Genomic DNA, 26,938 nt, shown 5'->3' on the forward strand with positions numbered 1-26,938 from the left:
CCTGACGGGGATCGTGCGTGGGACATGGCGATACCTTCGCCGGCGTCACAAAACTCTTGGAATTCGCTTTATTGACCCGGATCAACGACGTCCCGGCTATTGCGGCCTATCGCTGTTCATGTCGATGAAACCAAGTGGAGAGAAGGCTATGAACAACATTGCGTTGAGACAGGCCATTCTGGACGAACTCGAATTCGAGCCAAGTGTCGATGCGGCCAATATTGGCGTGGCCGTTGATAATGGCATCGTTTCCCTCACCGGACATGTCCGCACGTATTCGGAGAAGGAGGCGGTCGAGCACGTGGTCAAACGCGTGAAGGGGGTTCGCGGCATCGCCCAGGAAATCGAGGTTCGTATCTTTGGCGCTCGCATCACCGACGACGACGATATCGCGCAGCGGGCGGTAAAGATGATCGACTGGAATGTCTGCATCCCGAAAGAAGCGGTGCAGGTGCGGGTCCTCAAGGGTTGGGTAACCTTAACCGGCGCGGTCGAGTGGCAATATCAGAAGGACGCTGCGTCAGATGCCGTCAAAGACCTGGCCGGCATTGTCGGCCTCTCGAATCTGGTCGAGGTTAGACCCAAGGCCAGCGCGGCCAACGTCAGGAAACGCATCGAGGATGCTTTCGAGCGCGATGCGGAGTTGCAGGCCGAGGCAATCCGAGTCGATGTTTCCGGCGGCAAAGTGACGCTGAAAGGCAAGGTCAGGACCTGGGCAGAACGACGCGCTGCCGAGCGAGCCGCTTGGTCGGCGCCCGGGATCACCACACTCGATGATCAGCTCTCGGTCGGTTGATCGACGTCTGACATCGATGGCGGCCCCCTGGCCGCCGTCGGAGCGCTGAAACAGGTTATATTTGTCATGGACACGATACCCACCCGGACGGGAGAAGCACTGCTTGCGGCGGCGGGCAGCCCTCCGCCCTATCATTCCGACTGTGATTTCCGGCTTGAGCGAAGCACGGATGATGAATGGCGAATCGTCATTCTGTCGGCCCGCGCCCGAGCGTGGGTCCACGAACAGTTCTGTGGTCCGCTATGCCAATGTCTTGGTGACAGCATCGCCCTCGACATGCTGAGCGCCGATCGTTTTCTCAAGCAAGCGCACGATCAGGGCCTTCGAACGGAGTTCGTTGGGCGAAGCGGCAAAGATCTGTACTGATCAATGAAGAAGATCACTGTCTGATGCGGAAGAAAAGCTGTCGCTGTCGTCTGAACCGCTGACGGCAAAGCCGAAACCGGCGCCCGCGAAGGTTCTCAACACTTGCTCGCGAGAGAGCGTTTTCGCAAACTTCCTTGCCCAGAGGCACCGTCCTCCGCACTGGCCGCCGTGCGATGTCGGCTCGTCCCGATCCACCTGCCTCAAAGCCTCGTGTTGCACCTATGCATGGGCGATTTTGCTCTGCCGTCTCACGGAGATTGCCCGGGCATCGCGGCGAAACACACATTGACGGCGATCAATGCCGCGTTGCCCGTTATCGGCTTTGATCGGTCCGTTGCCGAACGCGAAGTTCGGTTATTGCGGCGATCGTCTGCCGACCCCGCCGCGAAACGGTCCCACACGTTACGACAGAGGAGCAAGAACATGGCCAACACAGCCACCAAACTGCCGATCAAGACCGATGAGAAGAACAAGACCCCGCAGAGGGGCCTTTCCACCTTCGAGAGCCTGCGCTCGGAGATCGATCGGCTCTTCGACGATTTCACGCCGAGCTTCTGGCATCGCCCCTTTTCGAGACTGTCCTTCGACAAGGCGCTCTCGACGATCGTCTCTCCGGCCGTCGATCTCGTCGAGAGAGACAATGGTTATGAAATCACGGCTGAACTGCCGGGTATCGACGCCAGCAATGTCGACGTGAAAGTCACAAACGGCATTCTCGCCATCACGGCCGAAAAGCAGGAGACCAAAGAGGAGAAGGACAAGGAGTATCATCTTTCCGAACGCCGTTACGGCGCCTTCCACCGCGCATTCCAGCTTCCGCCGAGCGTCGACAGCGCCAAGATCGATGCGTCTTTTGCCAACGGTGTGCTGACGGTAAAGCTGCCGAAAAGCAACGACGCCCTGAAGAGCGAACGCAAGATCCCGATCAAGGCGGGCTGACTCTTCCGATGAGGGCGCGCCGTAACGGCGCGCCCTCTCTTGGGACGAGTTCCTTGATGAAGATCAAGGCGAGGCTGCCGGACATCCCGTCCTATGAGGGCATGAACCACGCCGCTCAAATCCGCTGCGATGAGACAGGGCTTTCGCAAGCCGAAGCCGAAGCGCTGCTGCGTCGCTTCGGCCGCAACGAGTTGCCGAAATCAATTGCTCCCGGCTTCCTGCTCGTCTTCGCGCACCAGTTCCTGAGCCCGCTGATCTACATCCTGATCTGCGCCGCGGCGGTTTCCGCCATTGTCAGCGATCTAAAGGACGCGGCCTTCATCGCGGTAGTCCTCATTCTCAACGGCGCGATCGGCGCTTTCCAGGAATACTCGGCCGGCAAGGCTGCCGCTGCCCTGCGTAATCTCGAACAGCCCAGCGCGCTGGTGATCCGCGATGGAATGCAGCAGACCATTGCCGCAACCGACCTTGTTCCGGGAGATCTTCTCGTGCTGGAATCCGGTAGGCGCGCGCCGGCCGATCTCACGCTCTTTGCCTGCGACGACCTTCAATGCGACGAATCCCTGCTGACGGGAGAATCCGTGCCGGTGTGCAAGTTCGCAAACGGCAGCGGCTCCTCCCAGGTCTTCGCCGGAACCATGATCGTCAGAGGGCGCGGTCGCGGCCGCGTTTCGGCGACAGGGTCGGCCACCGAACTCGGCAGGATTGCAACCAGTATCGGCGAAAGATCACGTTCGCAGCCACCGTTGCTGATCCGGCTCGAGTATTTCTCGCGCAACATAGCCTACTCGGTCGCCGTTGCCACGGCCTTGCTTCTTGCTGCCGGCCTGGCGCGGGGCCTTTCACTTCACGATCTTTTCCTGATGAGCGTCGGTCTTGCCGTCAGCGCGATTCCCGAAGGTTTGCCCGTCGCCATCACCGTTGCGCTGGCGATCAGTATGCGCCGCATGTCGAAGGCCAATGTCATTGTCCGCAACATGACGGCCGTTGAAGCGCTCGGCTCGTGCACGATGATTGCCACCGACAAAACCGGCACCCTGACCATGAACGAGTTGACGGTGACGGAAATGATCCTGCCGGAAGGAACCCGCCTCTTCTTCGACGCCGGCCATGACCTCGATCGCTGCGAGTTGCACGCACCCGGCGTCACCCGCGAAGTTGCTGCCGAAAGAGCCTTTTCGCTGCTGAAGGCTGCCGCCCTGCCGAATGAGGCGACCCTTCAGCAGCAGGCTGATGGCTGGAGCGGCACCGGCGACACCGTCGACATCGCACTGCTGGCGGCGGCCCGAAAGGCCGGCATCGATCACAGGCATCTGCGCGCCGATTTTCCCGCCCTCAGCGCCATTCCCTATGAGCCGGACCTGCGTTATGCCGCCTCCTTCCACGACGCGGAAGACAGCGTCCATGTCTTCGTCAAGGGCTCGCCCGAGACGGTGCTCGCCATGGCCGATCGAATGGACACAGGCAAGGGTTTCGTCGCTCTCGACAAGGCAGCGCTGATCAAACAGAAGGAAGAACTTGCCGGCCGCGGTCTGCGCGTGCTCGCCTTCGCCTATGGCGAGATGGCAGCGGCTTCCGACGACATCTATGGCCGCCATCATCTCGTCAACCTCGTCTTTCTGGGCTTCGTCGGTATGAAGGATCCGATCCGGCCCGAAGTACCCGATGCCATTCGTCGCTGCCGCACCGCGGGCATCGCGGTCGCCATGATAACCGGCGACGATCCCCGCACGGCGACCGCCATCGCCGCCGAAGCCGGCCTGGATTTCGAGGGCGACCAGATCGCAACCGGCGCCGAAATCGCCAAAGCGGAGCAGGAGGGGCCGGCGATCCTCGATGCTTTGACCGCCCGCACGCGGCTCTATGCGCGCGCGCAGCCGGCACAGAAGCTTTCGATCGTGCTGTCGCTGGCGCGGCAGGGCCATTTCGTTGCCATGACCGGCGACGGCGTCAACGATGCGCCGGCGCTGAAACACGCCCATGTCGGCGTTGCCATGGGTCGCAAAGGCACGGATGTCGCCAAGGACAGCGCCGACATCATCATCACCGACGACAATTTCTCCTCCGTCGTCGCCGGTATCGGCGAGGGCCGGGTCGCCTATGCCAATATTCGCAAGGTGATCTTCATGCTCATCTCGACCGGCGCGGCTGAAGTGCTGCTCTTCATGCTGGCAATTCCGCTCGGCCTGCCGATGCCGCTGCTGCCGGTGCAATTGCTGTGGTTGAACCTGGTCACCAACGGCATCCAAGATGTCACGCTCGGTGCCGAAAAGGCCGAAGGCGACGAATTCTGCCGTCCGCCACGCAAGCCCTCGGAACCGATCCTCGACCGGCTGATGTTGCGCCGTGTGCTGCTTTCTACCCTCGTCATGGGTCTTGGTGGTTTTGCCATCTTTTACTGGCTGCTGCAGAACGGCTATTCGGAAGGGGCGGCTCGCAACATGCTGCTCCTGCTCTTCGTCCTCTTCGAGAACGTCCAGACCTGCAACAGCCGCTCGGAATATCAGTCTCTCTTCAGGCAAGGTTTTGGCGGTAACCTGCTGCTGCTTGTCGCTGTGCTCGTCGCCCAGGCGGTCCACATGCTCGCTATGCACCTCCCCTTCCTCAGCGACATACTCTCCCTGCAACCGGTATCTCTTGGCGAATGGGCAACGCTTCTGGCGCTCGCCTGCGCTCTGCTTGCGGTCTCCGAGGTGGACAAATGGTGGCGCAGGCAGCACCGCGACAACTGACGACAAGACGCGGCGGCCAGCCATGGCGGTAATTTGCGTGCGCCCGTCTGAAATCCCATCATGCAGTGGCCAGCGATGACCCATCGGCTCAGGGCTTCAAGACAGCCGCTCCGCTCAATCGGCCGGCACGCAGGTCGTCGAGCGCCGTATTGGCTTCGGCAAGCGGATAGACGGTCGTGTGGGTCCTGACGCCTGCCTGGCGGGCAATGGGGAAGAATTCCTCCGCATCTTCACGCGTCAGATTTGCGACCGAAACAACGCTTCGCTCCCCCCAGATCAGCGCATAAGGCATGGCCGGAAGCTCACTCATGTGGATACCTCCGCAGACGACCCTTCCGCCCTTTCGCACCGCCTTCAGTGCAGCCGGTACGAGTTCGCCGACAGGTGCGAAGATGATTGCGGCGTCGAGCATGACAGGCGGAGCTTCCTCCGAACCCCCTGCCCAGGCAGCGCCAAGGCCGAGCGCAAAACCTTGCGCTGCAGCGTCGCCGCTGCGTGAGAAAGCGTAGACCTGACGGCCCTGCCAGCGGCATATTTGCGCGATGATATGGGCGGCTGCGCCAAAGCCGTAAAGCCCGATCCGGGCGCCGTCTCCAGCCTTCTTCAGCGAACGCCAGCCGATCAGTCCCGCGCATAGCAGCGGCGCAAGAGCGACCGGATCGGCCTCGCTGTCGAGCGCAAATGCGTAAGCTGCATCGGCCACGACATGGGTGGCAAAACCTCCGTCGCGCGTATAGCCGGTAAATTGCGGCTGGTCGCAGAGATTTTCCTCTCCGCTGCGGCAGAACGAGCAGCGGCCACATGTGTGGCCGAGCCAGGGTACGCCGACCCTTTGCCCTCTGCGTGACGCCGCGACACCTTCTCCGACCGCCTCGACGACGCCGACGATCTCATGGCCGGGAACGAGGGGAAGCTTCGGGTTCGGAAGATCGCCGTCACAGACGTGAAGATCCGTCCTGCAGACGGCGCAGGCTTCGACCTTCAACATCAACTGGCCTTTGCCCGGCGCGGGATCGGCGCGCTCCACCAGACGTAAAGGGGTCCCGATCGCCTCCAAAATCATCGCCTGCATCAGCGTCTCCTCATTTCGCAAACCGTTACGGTCTTGAAAACGCGACGATCGGCATGGACGAACGTCAAGCCTACGTCCTGCCCATTCTCGTTCGCCGTTTTCGTCATGTGACGGTGGGGTAGATTGATCCTTCTCAATGCAACGGCAGCCCGATGTCACATGGTATATAATTGAAATGAAATATTGGGCGCGGAGGCCACTTATGAATGACCCTGTGAACGAGGCATGGATGCCGAGCATTTCCCCGGAGACCGTCCGCTATCTCATCCTCAAGGCTAAGGAGTTCGACGTCAAGGATGTCATCACCGAGCCGGATCCGGGCTCGAACCCGAGCGACGACAACATGATCGGAGTGCTGGAAGATCATGACGACGATCCCGTCGAGACCGAACTCAGGAGTGCAATCTGGGCTCTCAACGAAGACGAACAGATCGATCTGGTCGCCTTGGCGTGGCTCGGTCGAGGCGATGGGAATGTCAATGATTGGGATGAGCTTCGCAGCCGAGCAGCGGATGCGCACAATAGACGCACAGCGGCCTATCTTCTCGGCATGCCTCTCCTGCCGGATTATCTCGAGGAGGCGCTCGACCAGTTCGGTGAGACGTCCACAGACGATGCGCTGGGCCGGCTCTGACATTGCCGGCGCATGATTCGAAATGAACGGCAACGACATAGACGGCACAGGTACCTTCCGCGATGGATGGACCGGCACGTCTGGACCATCAGATGATGACATCATTGGTAACGACAGAAGCATTCCAGCGCCTCAGCCTCGCGCTTGCGATCGGCATCCTGGTCGGTATCGAGCGCGGCTGGCAGGATCGTGAGGCCGCGCCAGGCAAAAGGGTGGCGGGAATCCGCACCTATGGCCTGTCAAGTTTCCTGGGCGGCTTCTGCGGTTTCCTGCAGCCCGTCACGGGGCCAATTCTGCCGACGGCTATCTTTGTTTCCTTTTGCGTCACAATCCTCGTTTTCAGCCGCATGCAGGCAACACATGACGAAGACTACAGTGCAACCGGCACGATTGCCGCAATAACGGTCTTCGCACTGGGTTTCGGCGCGGTCGTTGCAGATATGACGGCAACGGCAGCAAGCGCGGTTGCAATAACGGCCCTTCTCGCCGCGCGGGAACCCTTGCATGGATTTCTTCGGCGCCTGACCTGGCTCGAGCTGAGGGCCGCCCTGATCCTGCTGACGATGACGGTCGTCATCCTCCCGATCCTGCCCAATGAGCCGGTCGATCCCTGGCAGGCGATCAATGTCTTCGAGCTTTGGATGATGACGATCCTGGTGGGAGCCGTTTCCTTTGTTGGTTATATCCTGATCAAGATTGGCGGCGCCCGTGCCGGAATCCTGTTGACCGGCGCCAGCGGCGGTATCGTCTCGTCGACAGCCCTGACGCTTTCCTTTGCCCGCCAGTCGATACAGATGCCCGCCCTCTCACCGCTTCTTTCAGCCGGAGCGATGCTGGCGGGAGCCGTTTCTCTCGCCCGGGTGCTTTTGATTTGCGGCCTCATTGCACCGGCTGTACTCAAGGAGCTGGCTCCATCGCTCGCTCCCGCTGCCATGATCTTCGCCATCGGAGGCGGCCTTGCCGCATCGTTGCGGCGCCCGGACGAGAGCACTGATTTTTTGCCGCGAAACCCGCTTGAGGTCATGGTCGTGCTGCGTTTCGCGCTTGTTCTCGCCGTCGTAACCGTCCTGACACGCTTGACCCTGATCGTCTTCGGAACCCAGTCATTGGTCGCCCTTGCGTTCATCACCGGACTGGGCGATCTCGATGCGATAACACTTGCCGTGGCGAAACTGTCATCCATCCAGGTGCCTGCAGATGCAGCCGCTCGCGCCATAGCGGTCGCGGCGTTCGCCAATATGCTTGCGAAGGCCGTTCTTGCGGCAAGTGTTGGGAGCATCGCCTATGCAATTCGTTTCGCGATCGCAGGCTGTGTCGCGACTTTTGCTGGGATTGCCGGCTTGGTTCTGGCATGAGTGCTTCTTCGCGTATCAATTACCGCCTTCCAATAACCTTCACGGTTATTCACCGCATTTGGCCTCTTTCGCTCGCGGCTATCGCAATCACAGGCCTCATCGTCGGCGGTCTGTTGCGGTGGTGGCATGGCGATCTGCTTTTCTGGTCCACCACCGCTCTGGTCAGCGCGACGATCACTGTCATCGTCGCGCTTTCTGTTGACGTCGCACTCAGTTTGAGGCGTGGCGATATCGGCCTGGATCTTATCGCGGCCCTGTCCATGAGTGCTGCGCTCTGGTTTGGCGAATATTTTGCCGGCGCCATCGTTGCTGTCATGTATGCAGGCGGGCAGTTTCTGGAAAGCTTTGCTCAAGGGCGCGCAGAGAGCGGTATGAGCGAACTTCTGTCTCGCGCCCCCCGTAGCGCTGTTCGTGTCACCGCATCCGGCCTGTCCCAGGTTCCCATCGCGGCACTTGCCCCGGGAGACAAGCTGCTCGTCCGAAAGGGCGACGTGGTCCCTGTCGATGGCAAGGTTGTAGCCGGTCACGCGCTCTTGAACGAGGCGGCTCTCACCGGCGAGCCGTTGCCGGCGCGGCGAGAAAGCGGTGAATTGATCATGAGCGGGTCTTCCAATCTCGGCGATGCTTTTGAAATGATCGCCTCCGGCTCAGCAAGCGAAAGTACATATGCCGGAATAATCCGCATGGTGAGCCAGGCCCGAAACTCGAAAGCGCCAATATCGAGATTGGCCGACCGCTTCTCCCTCGCCTTCCTGGCGATGACCCTGGTGATCGCCGGCCTGGCCGCATGGTTGTCGGGCGATCCCACGCGGATTGTTGCAGTTCTGGTCGTCGCGACACCTTGCCCGCTGATTCTCGCCGTTCCCGTCGCACTCGTGGCAGGAATGTCGAAAGCTGCCCGTGCAGGCGTCCTGGTCAAAGGAGCTCATGTCCTCGAGGTCCTCGCGACCATCTCGGTCGTCGTCTTCGACAAGACAGGCACGCTGACGACTGGAGAGCCTGCTGTTGTCAGAATCGAGACCGATCGGGATGCCGAGGAGATTTTGCGTCTCGCGGCATCTGTGGATCAAGCCTCTGGCCACGTGATTGGTCAAACGATTGTCGAAGAAGCGAAGCGACGTGGCCTGAGGCTTGCCAAACCTGCCCAACTCGCAGAAGTGCCAGGAGAAGGCATCGAGGGATATGTGGGCGGACACAAGGTAGCCGTTGGCGGATGGGATTTCATTGCCGGCAAGACAAGGTCCGCCACTCGCCCTGGCCCGAAGGACAACAGCACGGTCACAGCCTATGTCGCGATCGATGACGCTCTCGCTGGTACGATCGTCATGGCCGACCCGGTTCGCAAGGATGCTGTCCCGGCGATCGCGGATCTTCGACGTTTGGGCGTCAAGCGGCTTAGCCTTGCGACCGGTGACAGGGCCGAAGTCGCGGACGCCGTCGGCCTTGCTCTTCGTCTTGATCAGATCAGTGCCGAGCTTGAGCCGGCCGAGAAAGTTCAGAGGGTGACGGCGGAAAGATCCTACGGGCGCGTCATGATGATCGGTGATGGCGTCAACGATGCACCTGCACTTGCTGCTGCCGACGTCGGTGTTGCCGTTGGCCGGCGCAATCTTGCCGCCGCCGCTGAAGCGGCGGATGTCGTGTTGCTGCGGGATGACCTGGGGCAGATTGGAACTCTGCTGCAAATCGCGCGGCGGTCCCGTGCGATCGCTCTTCAGAGTGTCGCTTGCGGTGTCGGTCTATCGGTGATCGCGATGGTTTGTGCGAGCCTGGGATACCTCACGCCTGTGCAGGGCGCCTTTCTCCAGGAGGTGATCGATGTTGCCGTGATCGGCAACGCACTCCGTGCTCTCTAGTTAGTGGCAAAAGAGGGCGGGCATTTCAAGGCGCGTCAACAGTGACCGTGTGACCCCACCCAGAACGAATTCGCGCAGCCGCGAATGACCGAACGCGCCGGCGACCAGCAAATCAGCCTTGCGTTCCAGCGCCGCAGCTTGGATGACGCCGGCTGACGGTTCTCCGTTCGCCTGGACGGCCGTGACATCGACGGCAAGGCCGGCCTTTCGAAGTGCAGCCGCAAGGTGGTCTCGCCTGCGCTCGTCAATCTGCTTGTCGTCGGTCACGGAAATCAGGATGACACGCGAAGCCCGTTCCAGCAGGAATCTGGCACCTGTCAGTGCCCGCGCGACGGTGGCTCCCCCATCCCAGGCGACGGCGACAGCATCGATCTGCCCGGAGAAATTGTCCGTGGGAAAAAGCAGGAGCGGTCTACCGCTTTCAAACAGCACGCTCTCGATCAGCGGCCTCATTATTTCGGATGCTTCCAGAATCGAAAGATCATATGCGCGTGACATCTCGGCAAGAGCTTGGGCGACAAACGGTTGCCTCGCGTCGAATGGCTGTATCTCAACCTCGATCTCGGCTTGCTTCGCATAGTCACGCAGCGTCTGCCCGAGAACGGCGCCATTGTCTCTGCTGACGTGCTCGGCATCCGCACGCATTTTTTCCACGTCAAGAAATGACGGAAGTCGCGGTTGCACGGGTTCAATTCTGACCAACGGTATACTTGCCGTTAAATCAGCCTTTTGGTGAAGGGAAACAGCGACAGCATTCTGAAGGAGGGAAAAGGAGCTTGCGTCTGGATAGGTGACGAGGGGCAAATGAAATTGCGCTTTCATGGGTGATGTCCTCCCGATGATTGGAGCTAGCATCGCCTGTTCGTGCGGCCCGCGCTTTGACGAAAATCAAGGTGATAAATCGCAGAAGCGCGAGCATGATTTGAATGTCCTCACGAAGGAGGGAGCCAGCCATGACTTTCAAATCCATCCTTACGCATTTCGATATCGATGCCCAGCCCGATCATCGCTTCACCTTTGCGATAAACCTCGCTGAGCGTTGCAATGCTGAACTCGCCTGCATATCCGCGGCCCAGCCGCTATTCGTGATCGAGCCAAGCATCGGACCGACATCCGGAACCAAAATCATGCGTGAAGAGATGGAGGCGGTCGAGACGCGACAACGCGACCTGCACGAGCGGATCATGCGACATGCGCCGTTCAGGAACCACGTCTCCTGGCAGACAAAGGCTGCCGACCCGGCAACCTTTGTCGTTGAAAATGCACGAGCGGCCGACCTTATTGTCCTCTTTGATGTCGAGAAGGGTCAGGCACGCGATTACCGACGCACGGTTAACATACCGGACGTTTTGCTGTCGGCGGGCAGACCGGTGCTGCTACCTTCGGCCTCCCGGGCTCCTCTGGAAGCTCAGACGATTGTGATTGCCTGGAAGGACACGAAGGAATCGCGGCGGGCAATTGTCGACGCGATGCCTCTGTTGATCTTGGCGCAAGACGTGGTCGTCCTTTCGATCGAGGAGAGCCACCCGATCGATGAGCAAGCGCTGAATGATGTTGTTCGGTTTCTCTCCCGCCATTCGGTTCCAGCCCGGAGCATCATCGAGCCGCGACAGACAGGCGATGCAGGGATGACGATCATCGAAGCTGCAGATAGGTTGGCGGCAGATCTGATTGTCGCAGGCGCATATAGCCACAATCGATTTCGCGAACGTGTCTTCGGAGGGATCACCCGCACGCTGCTCCATAACAACGCCATCAACCGGCTTTTGTCGAATTAACCGGCACTCCAAGGCGGGAGAGTCTCGCCTCTGTGGGAGTTTCAGTCATTGCGCTCCATCAACGACAGGGTGTGATCAGGTGGTAATATATGAACTTGTCGCGGCAAGGAGAGTTACCGATGAGCTACATCCTGAAAGACTTGACGCAAGCAGAATGCTTCGCCTTTCTTGAGCATTCCCGGTTTGGCCACCTGGCCTGTTGCAAGGATGACAAGCCCTACTTGGTGCCGATCTACTTCGCTTATGCAAAGGGTGTGATCTACAGTTTTTCCATGCCCGGCCGGAAGGTCGACTGGATGCGCGCGAACGAAAACGTCTGTCTGCAAATCGACCAGCATGGCGCGGGCAAGGGCTGGACGAGCGTCGTCGTCGATGGGCGCTTCGAAGAGTTTCCGGATACAGACCTTTGGCGCAATGAAAGGCTGCAAGCCTGGTCGTTGCTGCAAAAACACTTCGATTGGTGGGAAATCGGTGCCTTGAAGCCGCAGCCGCAGGCAACGGCCTCTGAGTCCGAGCACATATTTTACGGCATATTTGTCCGTGAGGTTACCGGTCGAACGGCGCTTTCCGTTGATTGAAAGCCGGGCCGTTGATTGAAAACCGGGGGAGGACGCCCGGGATGAACCCGGGCGTTTTGCTCAATGGGCGAGGAACAGGGGAATTTTTGTTTCCTCCAGCATCGATCGCGTTACACCGCCAAAAAGACGCTGCTGAAGCCGGGGATGATTATATGCGCCCATGACGATCATGTCGGCAGCGACATCGGCGGCATGCTGCCGCAGCACCTCATCGACGCGGCGGCCGCCGCTTGCGACGCAATCCACATCAACTTTCACCCCGTGGCGTGCCAGAAAGGTGGCAACGTCAGCGCCTGGTTCTTCACCATTCGCCGATGATGATGCCAGCGGATCGACGAGCGTGATATGCACCGATTCAGCAGCCTGCAGGAACTCGATCGACTGACGTGCCGCGCGCGAAGCCTCGTCGCTGGAGTCCCAGGCCAGCAGGATCGCTTTTGGAGCAAGCCCGACATTGGACTTTCTCGGGTTGATCAGCATCGGTGTCGGCGACCGGAACAGGGCACCATCGATAACCCTGCGCCGCAGTTCCTGGTCACGGGCGGCCTGAGGGCCGACCAGGACGAGATCGGCATAGAGTGCCCGCTCTGCAATATCTTCGTCCGCCCAGGCGAATTCGGTGTAGATCTCCTGCACCTCGAAAGAGACCTCGCTCCTTGCGAGGACTGCTTTGATCTCGGAACTCTTATCGGCCAGGCGATCGATTTCGCGCTGACGTTCTTCGACCCAGACCGTCGAGACAACCTCGTAGGAACCGATAGGGGGCGCTGCGCCCATCGAAATCGCCATTGCGGTGAGATGGGCGCCGTGGGTTTCGCAAAAGTCGATGGCGCCCTTCAAGTCTTCGTCGAAGTGATTGACGCCGAGGACGCTCAAAACAGTTTTGATGGTCATGACCAGTTGCCTCTCTTGTTGGAATTGACCAACCCTAATCTCCCTTGCTCCCCCATTCATTGATCTGCCGCAAAGCGGTCGGTCTTCCCGCCGGCTAGGATGTGTGAACAATTGGGGGGCAGGCCATGTCAGATCCTGTTTTATATTTTCACGGTGCAGCCGGATCGGTGACCGGCTCCTGCTTTCTTTTGGACCATCGTGGTGTTCGGATCGTGATCGATTGCGGCATGTTCCAAGGATCGAAAACGGAGAAGGAGCTGAACTATCGTCCTTTCCCTTTCGAGCCGGCGGCCGTTGACGCTGTCATTTTGACCCACGCACATATCGATCATTCGGGCCTAGTCCCCAAGCTGGTGAAGGCCGGGTTTGCCGGACATATTTACTGTACCGCTGCCACCTTGGACCTGTGCGGGATCATGCTCCAGGACTCCGGCCATATCCAGGAATCGGAGGTCGAGCAGCTCAATCGCCGCAATCGCTGGAGATCACGCGACGCCATAGAACCAATTTACAACGCGGATGACGCACGAGTCGCGATGACGCAATTTCAAGCCGTCGCTCATAAGGAATGGCACGAGCTTTCTGGCCACCTCCGCTTCCGGTTCTGGGACGCCGGCCATCTTCTCGGCTCCGCATCGGTCGAAATCGAGCTTTCGGGAACGGATGAACCGATCCGAATGCTGTTTTCGGGCGATATCGGGCCTCAGCATAAATTGCTGGAGGCTGCACCCGAAGCGCCCCAGGGGTTCGACTATGTCATCTGCGAAAGCACCTATGGCGATCGCGAGCGGGACGAAGTTTCGGATGAAGCACGGCGCGGGCTGCTCCTTGAAATTGTGCTGAAGGCCCATCATCCAAGCGGCGCTTTGCTGATCCCGTCCTTTGCGGTCGAACGAACCCAGGAGCTTCTGGCTGATCTCAACATCTTGATGGACGAAGGCAGTCTGCCGCGCTGTCCGATCGTGATCGACTCGCCGCTCGCGTCGCGCGCCACTGCGATATTCAAGCGTTACGCGCGCGCCATGGCGAACGGAAATTTGCTGGTCAAAGCATTGAATTCGAAGAACGTGCGCTTCACGGAAACCGCCGAGCAATCGAAGGCGCTCGACCTTATCCGTGGCTTCCACATTATCATCGCGGCAAGCGGAATGTGCGAGGCGGGCCGGATTCGTCATCGGCTCAAGAACTGGCTTTGGCGCGATGAGGGCAGTGTTCTCATCGTCGGTTTTCAGGCGGAGGGAACGCTCGGACGTCTACTCCAAGACGGAGCGCGCACGGTCAGGATCCAAGGCGATGAAATCGTCGTGCGTGCAACCATTCACTCTCTGGAGGCGTATAGTGGTCATGCCGATGCGACCGAATTGATGCAGTGGGTGGCAGCGCGCAAACCGGTTCGAACAGGATTGTTCCTGGTTCATGGCGAAGATGCAGCGCGCGACCAGTTGAAATCCCGTTTGGCATTGGAGCAGCCGGATATCACGGTCCTTATCCCCTCGCTCGATGCTTGTTACCGCCTGACGAGGCAAGGCGCGGAACTCTTGGGCCCTGCTTCCCCGCGCCCGCGTCTTGCACCACAAGAGGTTGGCCATCCTGATTGGCACAATGAGTACCAGTCGATCGTTATCGACTTGGAAGAGCGCTTGCGCCGTCGACCTGATCGAAAGGGACGAGCGGTGATCCTGCGTCGGGTGAAAAGAGCGCTCGATGATGAAATGGGAGAACAATGATGTTGGTTACAGATCGTGACTGCCAGAGCGGAGGAGCGCGATTTGCCGTGCCGACGCTCGGCGAAATCGAAGGAAAACTTCTGGTTTCGGAAGTGGTCGCTACCAGCTGCCTGCGGCACCTTTTCGCTCACACGAACGATGCCGTTGTGCCTGCCATCAAACGCCGGATCAGACGATCGCTCGAAACCCGCTGCCAGGCGGAAAAGCTCTGCCACGATGATACGGAAGCGGCCGTGGAATATGCTTTTCAACTGGTGGAGGCGGCAGCCGAAGCGGCCGGCAGGAAGCGGACGGTTTCATCGAAACCTGGCGGCTGCGAGACGATTCGTCGGCTGAGGGCGATGCATGGTCCTTCCGGTCGTTAGGTTGGAAGGGAGAATAACCGGCGTGCATATGTTCCATGCCTTCGATTGTTCTGGCGATACGAGTTCGGAGCCGTTTTCTCCGAATTCGATCGTTGAAGATGGCGTGCCAGTGCTCAATGCGACAGCAGGATAGGCAGGCTGATATTGGTCAGCACGGCTTGAGTAGCGCCGCCGAGCACGAATTCGCGCAGACGCGAATGGCCGAACCCGCCCATGACGAGAAGGTCTGCCCGCAATTCGAAGGCTTTGGTCTGCAGCACCTCTCCGACTGGTTCGCCGCGCGCACGCACGCGCGTCGCCTCCGCGACGACACCGCTCTTCAGCAGATTCTCCACCAGACAATCGCCGGTCTCGAATTCCACCGGCTTCTCGTCGATGACGGAAAGCAGGCAAACCTTGGAAGCCCGTTCCAGGAAAAACGAGGCATCATGTGCCGCCCGTGCGGCAGCGCGGCTGCCATCCCAGGCGATGGCGACGTGATCCATCCGGCCGCCGAAAGGTGCAGACGGATATAGGATGAGCGGCCGACCTGACGCAAACAGCACCGCCTCGACGATCGGACGGGAGATCCCGGCCGATTCCAGAAGCACGAGATCGTAGGCGCGCGATGCTTCCGAAAGGACCTCGACGACGAAAGGCTCCGCAGTCTTGATCTCGCGCGTGCGCACATCCACGGAAGCGCCTTTTGCCGCATCGACCGCCATCCGGGTCAGCGCCGAGGCACGCTTGCGGCTGAGCGCCCCGGCATCCCGCGCCATCTTCGCCGCATCGATGATCAGCGACGACAGGGCATTGGACACGTCGGGAACGGTAATCTCCACCGCACAGACGGTCAGCGTCGCCTGCATGTGGTGCGCAAGTGCGACGGCGTTGGCGATCATGAATTCCGAAGTCGCATCCGGATAGGTGAGGAGCGGAAGAAAGAGGTGTTGCTTCATGCTGATCTCCAAACGGAAAGAGGCGAGAGCTGATATTCGCCACACTCTCGCACTGCCCTGGAATTATGAATTGACGTACGTCAAAGAGGGCGCCCTTCTGCGTGACGACGGTGTTGATCGACAGGCTTGCCGGCGCAAGGTATGGACCGATCAAGCTATGCTTGCCGGCTTGCTTTTGACATGCGCACTCTGCCGCCATGCAAGCAGATCGTCCGCGCCAATTCGGATGCGCCCATCCGGTTCGACGTCGCCGCAATCATATTTCGCGGAGGCAATCCGGCTGAACAAATCGATATTTTCCTGAAGCCGGCTTTCGTCGCAGCGTCGTGGTTCTGCGACCTCCTGAAGAGCTCCCCTGTCAATGACGACCATCTGATTTGCGCCGCCCGCATCCATCGCAAGCAACGCTTCCTCGCCGGACGACTTCATCATTCCACTGATCAGTTTTAATGGCATCACCCTATCTCCCGACCGATTGATCTCTTTGGAAAACCTGCCGCAGGAATGTTGTTGGACTGCCTGGGCAAGTTGCCGGACCTTATCCCTGCTCGAAAAGCATGCCTTGATACACATCAAAGGAGACGGCTTGCTGAACGAATGGCAAGGTCCTGCAGGGTGGGAGCTACGCGTGGGCGGCGGAACGCTTCCGGCAGGCCGCTTGCGCAGCCCGCCGGCGCCTCGCGCTCCTCACGCCTCAACGATCACAGCCGTCAGCCGCTTGACCACCGGCAGCACCAGTAGCAGGACAGGAAAGGCGATCGCCCAGGAGAGCAGCCATGCCGAGGGCCACATAGCAAGGGCAGGCGCGGTCAGGCCTTGGGCTCTCACGATACTGATCGCCGAGACGACTGACGTCATCAGCAGCGAGAGGATGAACGGCATGATGATCGTATTGTAACGTTTAGGGAGTTTGCCTTTGAGCATTTCGATCTCCGTAAGGTGCCGATCAGACAATTGCGCAGCGCCGACCGGCGGGTTGCGCGTTGATTGACGTAAACGCTTACGGAGCTTCGATCTGAAGCAACGCCGTCTCTATGGCCGAAAATGTCTTGCCGTTCAAGTCCGCCTCACCTCCTTCCGATCGTCTTTGCCAATTCCTCAACGAAAGGAATTATCCTTGTTGCCGCAATCTCAGCGATTCGGCTCCAGGACCTTCAGCCAATGACCAGAGCAAGACGCCGCCGCATCATCCGGACCAGACGAACCCTGACCGGGCTCGCCCTCGTCGGCTCGATTTCGTTTCTCGCCGGTATGACTGATGCAACCGGTCTTCTGCTCACCGGCGATTTCGTTTCCTTCATGACCGGCAATACGACGCGGGCCGCACTCGCCTTGAGTGAGGGCAATCTTTATCACGCGGCAGTCCTGGTCTCTGCCATCATCGTCTTCGTGCTCGGCAATGCGGCAGGCATCGTCATCTCTCATCTTTCGCAACGCCGCATCTTCGTGGTGCTTGGCTGCGTCGGCCTCGTCCTGGCGCTCGCCTCGATGATGACGGTGCAAAACATGCTCTTCGCCCGGTTCTACCTGATCGTTTTTTCCATGGGCATGGTGAACGCCGCCGTCGAGCACATCGAAGGCCTGCCGATCGGCCTGACCTATGTAACCGGTGCCCTGTCGCGCTTCGGCCGCGGGATCGGCCGCTGGATCATCGGTGATCGTCGTGTCGAATGGACGATCCAGATCGTACCCTGGGGCGGCATGGTGCTTGGTGCAATCGTCGGCGCCGTCCTGACGCGGCTGACCGGAGCGCATGCGCTGTGGCTGGTCTCCCTCTTTGCCATGGCGCTGGCGCTTGTCGCCATGCTCATCCCGCGGCCGCTCCAGCGCCGCTTCAATCAGAAGATCCCGCCGCACGGATCGGTCGTGCGGCGCGCGAAATAGACCGTCGCATTCCTGTTACCGTCGAATCGGATAGAAGGGACCGCCGCCAATCCTCAAGGAGTGGGTCTTGTTCCTGATTTCGAAGCTTGTCTGGATTTTTGCTCAGCCGCTGTCGCTGGCATTCTTCCTCGTCTTCTTGGCCCTCATTGCCGGCCTTCTGCGCTGGCGTATCTTAAGTATCCTCGGCGCAGCTGGTTCGGCCCTCATCCTTTTCGTTACGCTCTACACCACGGCTGGCAACCTCCTGATGCAGGGTCTCGAGCAGCGCTTCGCAAAGCCGACTGCCGATCCCGACAACCTGCAATGCATGATCGTGCTCGGCGGCGCCTTCGAAAATGAGGTGAACACGGCGCGCCACGGCATAGAATTCAATGGCGGAGCCGACCGCTTCGTCGAAGCTCTGCGGCTCGCGCAAAAATTTCCGCAGTCGCGCATTCTGGTATCGGGCGGCGACGGCTCGATCTCGGGCATCTACGAAGGCGATGCGGCGGCATCCGAGCGGTTCTTCCCGCTCTTCGGCGTTGGCAAGGATCGCCTGATCGAGGAGAGACAATCGCGCACGACCTTCGAGAACGCCGTCAACACCAAGGAATTCCTGGCAAGCCAGGGGCTTTCCCATTGCCTGCTGATCACCTCGGGTTTTCATATGCCGCGATCCGTCGGCATCTTCCGCAAGCTCGGCATCGATATCGTGCCCTGGCCGACCGATTATCGCACCGACGGCCAGGTGAGACTTGGATTGGATTTCACCCAGCCGAACCTCAATGCCCAGAACTTGGCAACCGCCATCCGCGAATGGTACGGCCTGGTCGGCTATTATCTCGCCGGCCGCACGTCGGAACTTTATCCGCAATAGAGCGCCGCGCGTCCAACAGGACGCGCCAAGGACGCTCGATCGCTTTGACTTTGCGCATGACCCGAATATCGATTCCGATTTCGGGTCATATGCTGAGCTATTTCTTCGAGATGGTGACGAATTTCGTGCCGCGGACGCGGGCCGTCACGATGCAGGGATCGCCCTCCGTGCGGTCGCAGAAACGCGGATGCATCTTCATCGCCAGCACCATATTGCCGAAGCGCTGGACGAAGTCGTAGCCATAGATCTGCGCCGTCGCGATCATGAAATAACCGCCTTCGGCAACCTGCAGGTAGAAATTATAGGTGCAGCCGTCGTCATTGCATTGCGGCCCCTTCTGCCCGTCGCAGGTCAGTTGACCCTCATTGACCACCGCGTCGATCAGACCGTCATTGTTGATGTCCTGCCGGGTGACGAAGCCGTCGGCAAATTCGGCCGTCTTGCACTGCTCCTGGAAATGTTTCTTCTCGTAGATCTCAGGATCGGAAATCAGCGATTGCTGGCCGAAGGCGACAGCCGGCATGACAAGCAGCAGGACGATATTCAGAACGGCGAGCACCAGCGTTTTCACGGCTTTCCTCTTTGGATAAAGGCTCTGTGGCCCAATGCATGTCGCCAAAACTGTGCAGCGGTTCTAGGACAACGACATGCATCACGTAAAGACTCTAGCTTTATGGCGCCCCCGCCTTGCGCCGCCCTTGCCGCCGTGGTTCTGTTCTCGAGAACAGAATGATTTTAGGCCTAATTGGCCTAAAATCTGAATCCTGTTGTCAATTCAAGAGTTAGAGCATGATGTCATGAGAAAACCGCTCACACTTTTCGGCATCATGCTCTGAACGTCTGCCGGTTCGGGGTTCGCATGTCCTTGCTCGTCTATCTCGATTATGCCGGCATTGCGCTGTTTGCCGCGACAGGCGCGCTCGCCGCGTCACGCAAGCAATTGGACCTCATCGGTTTTTTGTTTTTCGCCATGGTGACGGGAACGGGCGGGGGTACGGTACGTGATATCGTGCTCGGCCGCGTTCCGGTCTTCTGGGTGCTGAACCCAGGCTATATCCTCGTCTGCTGCATCATGGGCGTCATCGTCTTTTTCACCGCCCACCTGCTGGAATCGCGCTATCGTCTGCTGATCTGGCTGGATGCGATCGGCCTTGCCGCCTATTGCGTGATCGGCGCCGCCAAGGGCCTTGCCGCCACCGGCTCCCCGACCATCGCGATCGTCACCGGCACGCTGACGGCGACCTTCGGCGGCATCCTGCGTGATCTGATGGCAAACGAGCCTTCGGTGCTGTTGAGGCCGGAAATCTACGTGACCGCGGCCCTCATCGGCGCCGGTGTGTTCACGGCGGCCAATGCGCTCGGAATGCAGCTCTATCTGGCGTCTGCCTGCGGCGTCGTGGCGGCCTTTGCGGTGCGCGGCGGAGCCCTGTGGTTCGGCTGGACCTTCCCGACCTACAAGCACAAGCCCGGCCGGCATCCCGACGATGTCATGTGAAGCGGCGGTGTCGTCAGCCCTGCTTTGCCCGCAGCCGGATCACCACGTCGACATGAGCGATCTCCATGCCCTCTGGCGGTTCCGGCAGATTGCCGATCGTCAGGTTGCTGACGGGAATGTCGAGCACCTCGTTCTCGCCTTCGATGAAGAAATGGTGATGGTCGGACACATTGGTGTCGAAATAGGTCTTGGCGCTTTCGACGGCGAGGACGCGGATCAGACCGGCTTCCGTGAACTGGTGCAGCGTGTTGTAGACGGTTGCCAGCGAAACCGGCACACCGGCGGCAACCGCCTCCTCATGCAGTTCCTCGACGGTCAAATGCCGGTCGCCCTTGGCAAACAGGAGGTCGCCGAGCGCCACACGCTGGCGGGTAGGGCGCAGTCCTGCACCGCGCAGCCTTACCTCTATTGCGATCGGGAGCGTACCCGTCATCAAGACCAACTCCGGTTATTCTGGCATAAAGCAATCATGTTTCTTCAAGCGGTATAACTTTTGCACCGGAGCGTTTCAATAGTTCAATGAGGGCAAGAGCCTGATAAACGCGGCAAAAACCGGCTTTTGACGCAAATAGGTCTGGTCGCGGCCCTGGCCTTCCTGTATGCGACCACCAAATAATGGCGCAAGCCTGGTCCGGGGCGATGAATGAAGCTGCCTTGCTCGTGCTTCATTTTCTGAAGAACTTGGACTACACGTTCACATCCATCGGCTTCACGCGGGGGGAAAAAGAAACTTTATGACGACCAGACAGTCCAGCTTCTCGTACGACGAACTCATCGCTTGCGCACATGGCGAGCTGTTCGGCCCCGGCAATGCGCAGCTGCCCCTGCCGCCCATGCTGATGGTTCATCGTATCACCGACATTTCCGAAACCGGCGGAGCCTTCGACAAGGGCTACCTCAGGGCCGAATATGACGTGCGCCCCGACGACTGGTATTTTCCCTGCCATTTCGAAGGCAATCCGATCATGCCGGGCTGCCTTGGTCTCGACGGCATGTGGCAGCTGACCGGTTTCTTCCTGGGCTGGCTCGGCGAGGAAGGCCGCGGCATGGCGCTTTCGACAGGTGAAGTGAAATTCAAGGGCATGGTCCGGCCGCATACGAAGCTGATCGAATATGGCATCGACTTCAAGCGCGTCATGCGCGGCCGTCTGGTCCTCGGCACGGCCGACGGCTGGCTGAAGGCGGACGGCGAAACCATTTATCAGGCGGCCGACCTTCGCGTCGGTCTATCGAAAGACAAGACGGCCTGAAACCGCATTTCGAGCGACGGACGAAAACAACAAAGGTTTGATCAGATGAGACGGGTAGTTGTCACGGGTCTGGGTGTCGTGTCCTCGATCGGAAACGACGCGGCCGAAGTCACCGAATCCTTGCGGCAGGCAAAGTCGGGTATCTCCTTTTCGAGCGATTTCGCCGAACATGGGTTCAAATGCCAGGTATGGGGCAGTCCAAAGCTCGGTTCGGCGGAACTTGCCGAACTGGTCGACCGCCGCGCCATGCGTTTCCTGTCGCAGGGCGGCGCCTGGAACCATGTCGCCATGAAGCAGGCGATCGCCGATTCCGGTCTCGAGGACAAGGACATCGGCAACAACGAGCGCACCGGCATCATCATGGGTTCCGGCGGTCCGTCTACCCGCACCCTGATCGAGGCTGCCGAGATCACCGTGAAGAACAACAGCCCGAAGCGCATCGGCCCCTTCGCCGTGCCGAAGGCGATGTCCTCGACCGCATCGGCGACGCTTGCCACCTGGTTCAAGATCCACGGCGTCAATTATTCGATCTCGTCGGCCTGCTCGACCTCGGCGCATTGCATCGGCAATGCCGCCGAAATGATCCAGTGGGGCAAGCAGGACGTGATGTTTGCCGGCGGCCACGAAGATCTCGACTGGACGATGTCCAACCTCTTCGACGCCATGGGCGCCATGTCCTCCAAATATAACGACACGCCGGACAGCGCCTCGCGCGCCTATGACGTCAACCGCGACGGTTTCGTCATCGCTGGCGGCGCCGGTGTGCTGGTGCTCGAGGAACTGGAGCGCGCCAAGGCCCGCGGTGCAAAGATCTATGCCGAAATCGTCGGTTACGGAGCAACTTCGGACGGCTACGACATGGTTGCCCCCTCGGGCGAGGGGGCTATCCGCTGCATGCGCCAGGCGCTCGCCACCGTCAAAGGCGACGTCGACTACATCAATACCCACGGCACCTCGACGCCGGTCGGCGACAGCAAGGAAATTGGCGCCATCCGCGAGGTATTCGGCTCCAGGATTCCGCATATTCAGTCGACCAAGTCATTGACCGGCCATTCGCTGGGTGCTGCCGGCGTGCAGGAATCGATCTATTCCCTGCTGATGATGCAGCAAGGCTTCATCGGCGAAAGCGCCCATATCGCCGAGCTCGATCCGGAATTCGAAGGCGTGCCGATCGTGCGCAAACGGATCGACGACGCGAAGATCGACATTGCCCTCTCCAACTCCTTCGGCTTCGGCGGCACCAACGCCACGCTGGTCTTCCAGCGTTATAACGGATAACAACATGTCGGGAATCATGCAGGGTAAGCGCGGGCTTATCATGGGCGTCGCAAACAACCACTCGATCGCCTGGGGGATTTCGAAAGCTCTCGCCGCACAGGGTGCGGAACTCGCCTTCACCTATCAGGGCGATGCGCTCGGCAAGCGCGTCAAGCCGCTGGCTGCCGAGGTCAATTCGGATTTCGTGCTGCCCTGCGACGTCGAGGACATCGCCTCGGTCGATGCCGTGGTCGACGCGCTCGGTGAGCGCTGGGGCAAGCTCGATTTCATCGTCCACGCCATCGGTTTCTCCGACAAGAACGAGCTGAAGGGTCTCTACGCCGATACGACGCGGGAGAATTTCAGCCGCACCATGGTCATTTCCTGTTTCTCGTTCACCGAGATCGCCAAGCGCTGCGCTCCGTTGATGGAAGATGGCGGTGCGATGCTGACGCTGACCTATAATGGTTCGACGCGCGTCATCCCGAACTACAACGTCATGGGTGTTGCCAAGGCCGCGCTCGAGGCCTCGGTGCGCTATCTCGCCGCCGATTACGGTCCGCGCGGCATCCGCGTCAACGCCATTTCCGCCGGCCCGATCCGCACGCTTGCCGGCGCCGGCATCTCTGATGCGCGCGCGATCCTCTCCTGGAACCAGCGCAATGCGCCGCTGCGCAAGACCGTGACCATCGATCAGGTCGGTAATTCGGCGCTCTACCTGCTCTCCGACCTGTCCGCCGGCGTCACCGGCGAGATCCACTTTGTCGACGCAGGGTTTAACGTCACCTCCATGCCGACGCTGGAAACGCTGCGCAAGGCGGATGTCGAATAAACAACGACCCGATTGAAACTCAAAGGCCGTGCGCAGATGATGCGCACGGCCTTTTTGTTGTATCGGTTGGGATGATCGGTATCGAAGCCGCTTGAGCCCTATTTCTTCGCCCACAGCACCTTGAAGCGGGCGTTGCGGCAGGTTTCACCGCTTTCCCTGAAATTCGCTGCCAGAACCGGTTCGTAAGGCAGGCCGCGATTGGCGACGAGCATCAGGCGGCCGCCGCCGCGCAGGGCGGATGCGGCGGTCTTGATCATGGCCTGGCCGAGCGAAGGTTCGGCGGCGTGACCTTCGTGGAAGGGCGGGTTCATGATGACGAGATCGTATTTGTCCTTGACCGGTTCGCCCGCCAGATCGTGCCAGAAGAAGCGCGCAGGCGCGTTCGGGCAGTTCTCCGCCAGATTGTCCCTGGCCGCCTCCAGAGCCGCGTGATCGGCCTCGTAGAGGTCGAGGCGGGTCAGTCCACGCGATCTCCGCGCCAGTTCCACGGAGAGATAGCCCCATCCGGCGCCGAAATCCGCAACGTCGCCGGTGAAATCCTCAGGCAGGCGCGAGGCGAGCAGTTCCGATCCGGCATCGATCCGGTCATGCGAGAACATGCCGGCGGTCGCATGGAAACGGCCGTCGACGCGCACCGGCGCCTTTGCCAGCTTCGAGATGATCTCGTCGGCATCGGCAGGGCGGCCGAACCAGAAGGCGACACCGTGATATTTCGGCATATGGTCGACGGCGAGATTGAAACCTTCCAGCCGCTTGCGTAGCGGCTGGATGCCGTCTTCCTTCGCACCGGCAACGACGATCAGGGCGCCGACCCGTGTGCGCGCGATCGCCGCGGCGAGGTTGGCTTCGTTCTCGCCCTTGTGCTTCGTGCAGAGCACCAGAGCCGCATCGTAGTCGTCGCCGTCGATCTCCGGCTTCGCTTCGATCCGCTGCGCCAGCAGCTGCCGATAGAGCGGCCGGAAGCCCTGGACGGCGCTGAGCGAGGCGGCAAAGCCGTCCGGCAGCGCAAAGCCTGCCTCGGCGCCGAGGAAGAGCACGCGCTCGCCCTCGCCGGGCGCCTCGACAGTGCCGCTGGCAAAGGGATGGAACAGGGTCTTCAGCGTCTCGCGGCTCATGGATCTCGTCTCGACTTCGGATACAAAAAGGGCGCGGAAGATTCCCGCGCCCGGAATCAAATCTGGGAGATGCGGCTTATTCGGCCGCTTCTTCCTTCTTCTTGTCGTTCGCAATTTCCTGGCCGGTGGCCTGGTCGACGACCTTCATCGACAGGCGAACCTTGCCGCGTTCGTCGAAACCGAGCAGCTTGACCCAGACCTTATCGCCCTCCTTGACAACGTCCTGCGTCTTGGCGACGCGTTCGGAAGCAAGCTGCGAGATGTGGACGAGGCCGTCACGGGCGCCGAAGAAGTTGACGAAGGCGCCGAAGTCGGCGGTCTTGACAACAGTGCCTTCGTAGATCTGGCCGATCTCAGGTTCGGCAACGATCGAGTGGATCCACTTGCGGGCCGCTTCGATTTCCTTGCCGGAGGAGGAGGCGATCTTGACGGTGCCGTCGTCCTCGATGTTGATCTTCGCACCGGTCTTTTCGACGATTTCGCGAATGACCTTGCCGCCGGAGCCGATGACTTCACGGATCTTGTCGACCGGGATGTTCATGACTTCGATGCGCGGAGCGAATTCGCCGAGCTGGCCGCGGCTTTCGGTGATGGCCTTGGCCATTTCGCCGAGAATGTGGGCGCGACCGCCCTGGGCCTGGCCGAGGGCAACCTTCATGATCTCTTCGGTGATGCCGGCGATCTTGATGTCCATCTGCAGCGAGGTGATGCCGTCGGCGGTACCGGCGACCTTGAAGTCCATGTCGCCGAGGTGGTCTTCGTCACCGAGAATGTCGGAGAGAACCGCGAAGCGATCGCCTTCCAGGATCAGACCCATGGCGATACCGGCAACCGGCTTGGCCAGCGGAACGCCTGCGTCCATCAGAGCCAGCGAGGTGCCGCAGACGGTCGCCATCGAGGACGAGCCATTCGACTCGGTGATCTCGGAGACGACGCGCAGCGTGTAGGGGAACTGCTCAGCCGTCGGCAGCATCGGACGGATCGCGCGCCATGCGAGCTTGCCGTGGCCGATTTCGCGGCGACCCGGGGAGCCCATGCGGCCGGTCTCGCCAACAGAGTAGGGAGGGAAGTTGTAATGGAGCAGGAAGCGCTCCTTGTACATGCCCGTCAGGCTGTCGACATACTGCTCGTCTTCGCCGGTGCCGAGGGTGGCAACCACGATCGCCTGCGTTTCACCACGGGTAAACAGCGCCGAACCATGCGTACGCGGCAGAAGGCCGACTTCCGAAACGATCGGACGCACGGTTTCGAGGTCGCGGCCGTCGATGCGGCTCTTGGTGTCGAGGATGTTCCAGCGGACGATTTTCGCCTGCAGATGCTTGAAGATTGCGCCGACTTCCTCGGCCGTGTACCTGGCTTCGCCTTCCTCGGGGAGGAAGTGTGCCTTCACCTTCGCCTTGACGGCATCGACGGCGGCGTAGCGGTCGGCCTTCTGGGTGATCTTGTACGCTTCGCGAAGTTCACCTTCGGCAAGGCCGAGCATTTCGGTTTCGAGAGCGGAGTAATCTTCCGGCTGGAAGTCGCGCGGCTCCTTGGCGGCAACTTCGGCGAGCTTGATGATCGCGTCGAGAACCGGCTGGAAGCCCCTGTGGCCGAACATGACGGCGCCGAGCATGACGTCTTCGTTGAGTTCCTTGGCTTCGGATTCCACCATCAGCACGGCGTCATAGGTGCCGGCGACGACGAGATCGAGGCTCGATTCGTCCATCTCGTCGAGATGCGGGTTGAGAACGTATTCGCCGTTGATGTAGCCGACGCGTGCACCACCGACCGGGCCCATGAAGGGAACGCCGGACAGCGTCAGCGCGGCCGAAGTGGCGACCATCGACAGGATGTCCGGATTGTTTTCAAGGTCGTGCTGGATGACGGTGACGACGACCTGCGTGTCGTTCTTGTAGCCTTCCGGGAAGAGCGGGCGGATCGGGCGGTCGATCAGGCGGGAAACGAGGGTCTCGTTCTCGCTCGGACGGCCTTCGCGCTTGAAATAGCCGCCGGGGATCTTGCCGGCCGCATAGGTCTTTTCCTGGTAGTTGACGGTGAGCGGAAAGAAGTCCTGGCCGGGCTTCGGCGCCTTGGCCGAGACGACGGTGGCAAGAACGACGGTTTCGCCGTAGGTGGCGAGAACCGCGCCGTCGGCCTGACGGGCAATCTTGCCGGTTTCAAGCTTCAGCGGGCGGCCGGCCCACTCGATTTCCACGGTGTGTGTATCAAACATGTCT

General features: G+C 60.2%; 27 protein-coding genes. 17 read left to right on the forward strand and 10 right to left on the reverse strand.

Features of this window, described 5'->3' with window-relative positions; translation table 11 throughout:
- Window positions 1-148 precede the first annotated feature (148 nt).
- The 4 genes from FHT69_RS30555 (at window position 149) to FHT69_RS30570 (ending at window position 4,833) form a co-directional block, all read left to right on the forward strand.
- Entirely contained in the window at window positions 149-796 is a 648-nt protein-coding gene (locus FHT69_RS30555) for a BON domain-containing protein (RefSeq protein ID WP_063473405.1), read from the forward strand.
- A 66-nt stretch (window positions 797-862) separates the two neighbouring features.
- Complete coding sequence (locus FHT69_RS30560) at window positions 863-1,162, forward strand: hypothetical protein (RefSeq protein ID WP_179869530.1); 300 nt, start codon at window positions 863-865, stop codon at window positions 1,160-1,162.
- Window positions 1,163-1,585: 423 nt separating this feature from the next.
- Complete coding sequence (locus FHT69_RS30565) at window positions 1,586-2,101, forward strand: Hsp20/alpha crystallin family protein (RefSeq protein WP_047617325.1); 516 nt, start codon at window positions 1,586-1,588, stop codon at window positions 2,099-2,101.
- Window positions 2,102-2,157: 56 nt separating this feature from the next.
- The gene (locus FHT69_RS30570) at window positions 2,158-4,833 is read left to right on the forward strand and encodes a cation-translocating P-type ATPase (RefSeq protein WP_097631135.1); all 2,676 of its coding nucleotides are present in this window, start codon (window positions 2,158-2,160) and stop codon (window positions 4,831-4,833) included.
- An 88-nt stretch (window positions 4,834-4,921) separates the two neighbouring features.
- On the opposite strand, the gene FHT69_RS30575 is transcribed toward FHT69_RS30570, so the two are convergent.
- Complete coding sequence (locus FHT69_RS30575; protein ID WP_097631134.1) at window positions 4,922-5,905, reverse strand: zinc-dependent alcohol dehydrogenase family protein; 984 nt, start codon at window positions 5,903-5,905, stop codon at window positions 4,922-4,924.
- A 202-nt stretch (window positions 5,906-6,107) separates the two neighbouring features.
- Here FHT69_RS30575 and FHT69_RS30580 point away from each other — a divergent pair, with 202 nt between their 5' ends.
- From FHT69_RS30580 to FHT69_RS30590, 3 genes are all read left to right on the forward strand, one after another.
- Window positions 6,108-6,539 (forward strand): DUF3775 domain-containing protein, encoded by a 432-nt coding sequence (locus FHT69_RS30580; protein WP_063473402.1) that lies wholly within the window; start codon window positions 6,108-6,110, stop codon window positions 6,537-6,539.
- A gap of 92 nt (window positions 6,540-6,631) precedes the next feature.
- Window positions 6,632-7,894: an MgtC/SapB family protein gene (locus tag FHT69_RS30585; protein WP_063473415.1), complete on the forward strand. Its 1,263-nt coding sequence runs from the start codon at window positions 6,632-6,634 to the stop codon at window positions 7,892-7,894.
- Between the two features lie 260 nt (window positions 7,895-8,154).
- Complete coding sequence (locus tag FHT69_RS30590; RefSeq protein WP_246780779.1) at window positions 8,155-9,750, forward strand: heavy metal translocating P-type ATPase; 1,596 nt, start codon at window positions 8,155-8,157, stop codon at window positions 9,748-9,750.
- Here FHT69_RS30590 and FHT69_RS30595 read toward each other — a convergent pair whose 3' ends face one another.
- Complete coding sequence (locus FHT69_RS30595) at window positions 9,751-10,572, reverse strand: universal stress protein (protein WP_183906383.1); 822 nt, start codon at window positions 10,570-10,572, stop codon at window positions 9,751-9,753.
- Window positions 10,573-10,703: 131 nt separating this feature from the next.
- Between FHT69_RS30595 and FHT69_RS30600 the strand changes: the two genes are divergently transcribed.
- Both FHT69_RS30600 and FHT69_RS30605 read left to right on the forward strand, forming a co-directional pair.
- Window positions 10,704-11,528, forward strand: a complete 825-nt coding sequence (locus tag FHT69_RS30600) for a universal stress protein (RefSeq protein ID WP_063473400.1) — start codon at window positions 10,704-10,706, stop codon at window positions 11,526-11,528.
- Between the two features lie 119 nt (window positions 11,529-11,647).
- On the forward strand, window positions 11,648-12,106 hold the full coding sequence (locus tag FHT69_RS30605) for a pyridoxamine 5'-phosphate oxidase family protein (RefSeq protein WP_183906384.1): 459 nt from the start codon (window positions 11,648-11,650) through the stop codon (window positions 12,104-12,106).
- Between the two features lie 60 nt (window positions 12,107-12,166).
- Here FHT69_RS30605 and FHT69_RS30610 read toward each other — a convergent pair whose 3' ends face one another.
- On the reverse strand, window positions 12,167-13,000 hold the full coding sequence (locus FHT69_RS30610; protein ID WP_097544487.1) for a universal stress protein: 834 nt from the start codon (window positions 12,998-13,000) through the stop codon (window positions 12,167-12,169).
- 125 nt (window positions 13,001-13,125) lie between these two features.
- On the opposite strand from FHT69_RS30610, the gene FHT69_RS30615 reads away from it, so the two are divergent.
- Together FHT69_RS30615 and FHT69_RS30620 are read left to right on the forward strand one after the other, a co-directional pair.
- On the forward strand, window positions 13,126-14,727 hold the full coding sequence (locus FHT69_RS30615; RefSeq protein WP_029868360.1) for an MBL fold metallo-hydrolase: 1,602 nt from the start codon (window positions 13,126-13,128) through the stop codon (window positions 14,725-14,727).
- Entirely contained in the window at window positions 14,727-15,092 is a 366-nt protein-coding gene (locus tag FHT69_RS30620; RefSeq protein WP_029868359.1) for a hypothetical protein, read from the forward strand. The genes FHT69_RS30615 and FHT69_RS30620 overlap by 1 nt, the downstream gene beginning before the upstream one ends.
- A gap of 113 nt (window positions 15,093-15,205) precedes the next feature.
- Here the strand turns inward: FHT69_RS30620 and FHT69_RS30625 are convergent, their stop codons facing one another.
- From FHT69_RS30625 to FHT69_RS30635, 3 genes are all read right to left on the reverse strand, one after another.
- A complete protein-coding gene (locus FHT69_RS30625) occupies window positions 15,206-16,030 on the reverse strand; it encodes a universal stress protein (protein ID WP_183906385.1) in 825 nt (274 codons plus the stop codon).
- Window positions 16,031-16,180: 150 nt separating this feature from the next.
- Window positions 16,181-16,486 carry a hypothetical protein gene (locus FHT69_RS30630; protein ID WP_048338295.1) on the reverse strand — a complete coding sequence of 102 codons (306 nt, stop codon included), beginning with the start codon at window positions 16,484-16,486 and terminating at the stop codon, window positions 16,181-16,183.
- 231 nt (window positions 16,487-16,717) lie between these two features.
- Complete coding sequence (locus FHT69_RS30635) at window positions 16,718-16,954, reverse strand: DUF2798 domain-containing protein (RefSeq protein ID WP_097544485.1); 237 nt, start codon at window positions 16,952-16,954, stop codon at window positions 16,718-16,720.
- Between the two features lie 237 nt (window positions 16,955-17,191).
- Here FHT69_RS30635 and FHT69_RS30640 point away from each other — a divergent pair, with 237 nt between their 5' ends.
- Entirely contained in the window at window positions 17,192-17,914 is a 723-nt protein-coding gene (locus FHT69_RS30640; RefSeq protein ID WP_029868356.1) for a YoaK family protein, read from the forward strand.
- A gap of 67 nt (window positions 17,915-17,981) precedes the next feature.
- Complete coding sequence (locus FHT69_RS30645) at window positions 17,982-18,770, forward strand: YdcF family protein (RefSeq protein WP_029868355.1); 789 nt, start codon at window positions 17,982-17,984, stop codon at window positions 18,768-18,770.
- Window positions 18,771-18,867: 97 nt separating this feature from the next.
- On the opposite strand, the gene FHT69_RS30650 is transcribed toward FHT69_RS30645, so the two are convergent.
- Window positions 18,868-19,341, reverse strand: a complete 474-nt coding sequence (locus FHT69_RS30650; RefSeq protein ID WP_029868354.1) for a hypothetical protein — start codon at window positions 19,339-19,341, stop codon at window positions 18,868-18,870.
- A 288-nt stretch (window positions 19,342-19,629) separates the two neighbouring features.
- Between FHT69_RS30650 and FHT69_RS30655 the strand changes: the two genes are divergently transcribed.
- Complete coding sequence (locus FHT69_RS30655; RefSeq protein WP_063473397.1) at window positions 19,630-20,265, forward strand: trimeric intracellular cation channel family protein; 636 nt, start codon at window positions 19,630-19,632, stop codon at window positions 20,263-20,265.
- A 13-nt stretch (window positions 20,266-20,278) separates the two neighbouring features.
- Here the strand turns inward: FHT69_RS30655 and irrA are convergent, their stop codons facing one another.
- A complete protein-coding gene (gene irrA / locus FHT69_RS30660; protein ID WP_047617346.1) occupies window positions 20,279-20,698 on the reverse strand; it encodes an iron response transcriptional regulator IrrA in 420 nt (139 codons plus the stop codon).
- A 301-nt stretch (window positions 20,699-20,999) separates the two neighbouring features.
- Between irrA and fabA the strand changes: the two genes are divergently transcribed.
- The 3 genes from fabA to fabI are packed head-to-tail and all read left to right on the forward strand — an operon-like array spanning window position 21,000 to window position 23,604.
- Window positions 21,000-21,515, forward strand: a complete 516-nt coding sequence (fabA, locus tag FHT69_RS30665; RefSeq protein WP_047617348.1) for a 3-hydroxyacyl-[acyl-carrier-protein] dehydratase FabA — start codon at window positions 21,000-21,002, stop codon at window positions 21,513-21,515.
- Window positions 21,516-21,560: 45 nt separating this feature from the next.
- Entirely contained in the window at window positions 21,561-22,793 is a 1,233-nt protein-coding gene (fabB, locus tag FHT69_RS30670; protein WP_047617350.1) for a beta-ketoacyl-ACP synthase I, read from the forward strand.
- Between the two features lie 4 nt (window positions 22,794-22,797).
- Window positions 22,798-23,604 carry an enoyl-ACP reductase FabI gene (gene fabI, locus FHT69_RS30675; protein WP_063473396.1) on the forward strand — a complete coding sequence of 269 codons (807 nt, stop codon included), beginning with the start codon at window positions 22,798-22,800 and terminating at the stop codon, window positions 23,602-23,604.
- Between the two features lie 98 nt (window positions 23,605-23,702).
- Here fabI and FHT69_RS30680 read toward each other — a convergent pair whose 3' ends face one another.
- Both FHT69_RS30680 and pnp read right to left on the reverse strand, forming a co-directional pair.
- Window positions 23,703-24,719, reverse strand: coding sequence for a class I SAM-dependent methyltransferase (locus tag FHT69_RS30680; RefSeq protein ID WP_183906386.1), 1,017 nt, complete (start codon window positions 24,717-24,719; stop codon window positions 23,703-23,705).
- A 76-nt stretch (window positions 24,720-24,795) separates the two neighbouring features.
- On the reverse strand, window positions 24,796-26,934 hold the full coding sequence (gene pnp, locus FHT69_RS30685; RefSeq protein ID WP_127431376.1) for a polyribonucleotide nucleotidyltransferase: 2,139 nt from the start codon (window positions 26,932-26,934) through the stop codon (window positions 24,796-24,798).
- Window positions 26,935-26,938 lie beyond the last annotated feature (4 nt).

Origin of the sequence: Rhizobium sp. BK008 (assembly GCF_014197345.1) — a bacterium.
Lineage (GTDB): Bacteria > Pseudomonadota > Alphaproteobacteria > Rhizobiales > Rhizobiaceae > Rhizobium > Rhizobium anhuiense.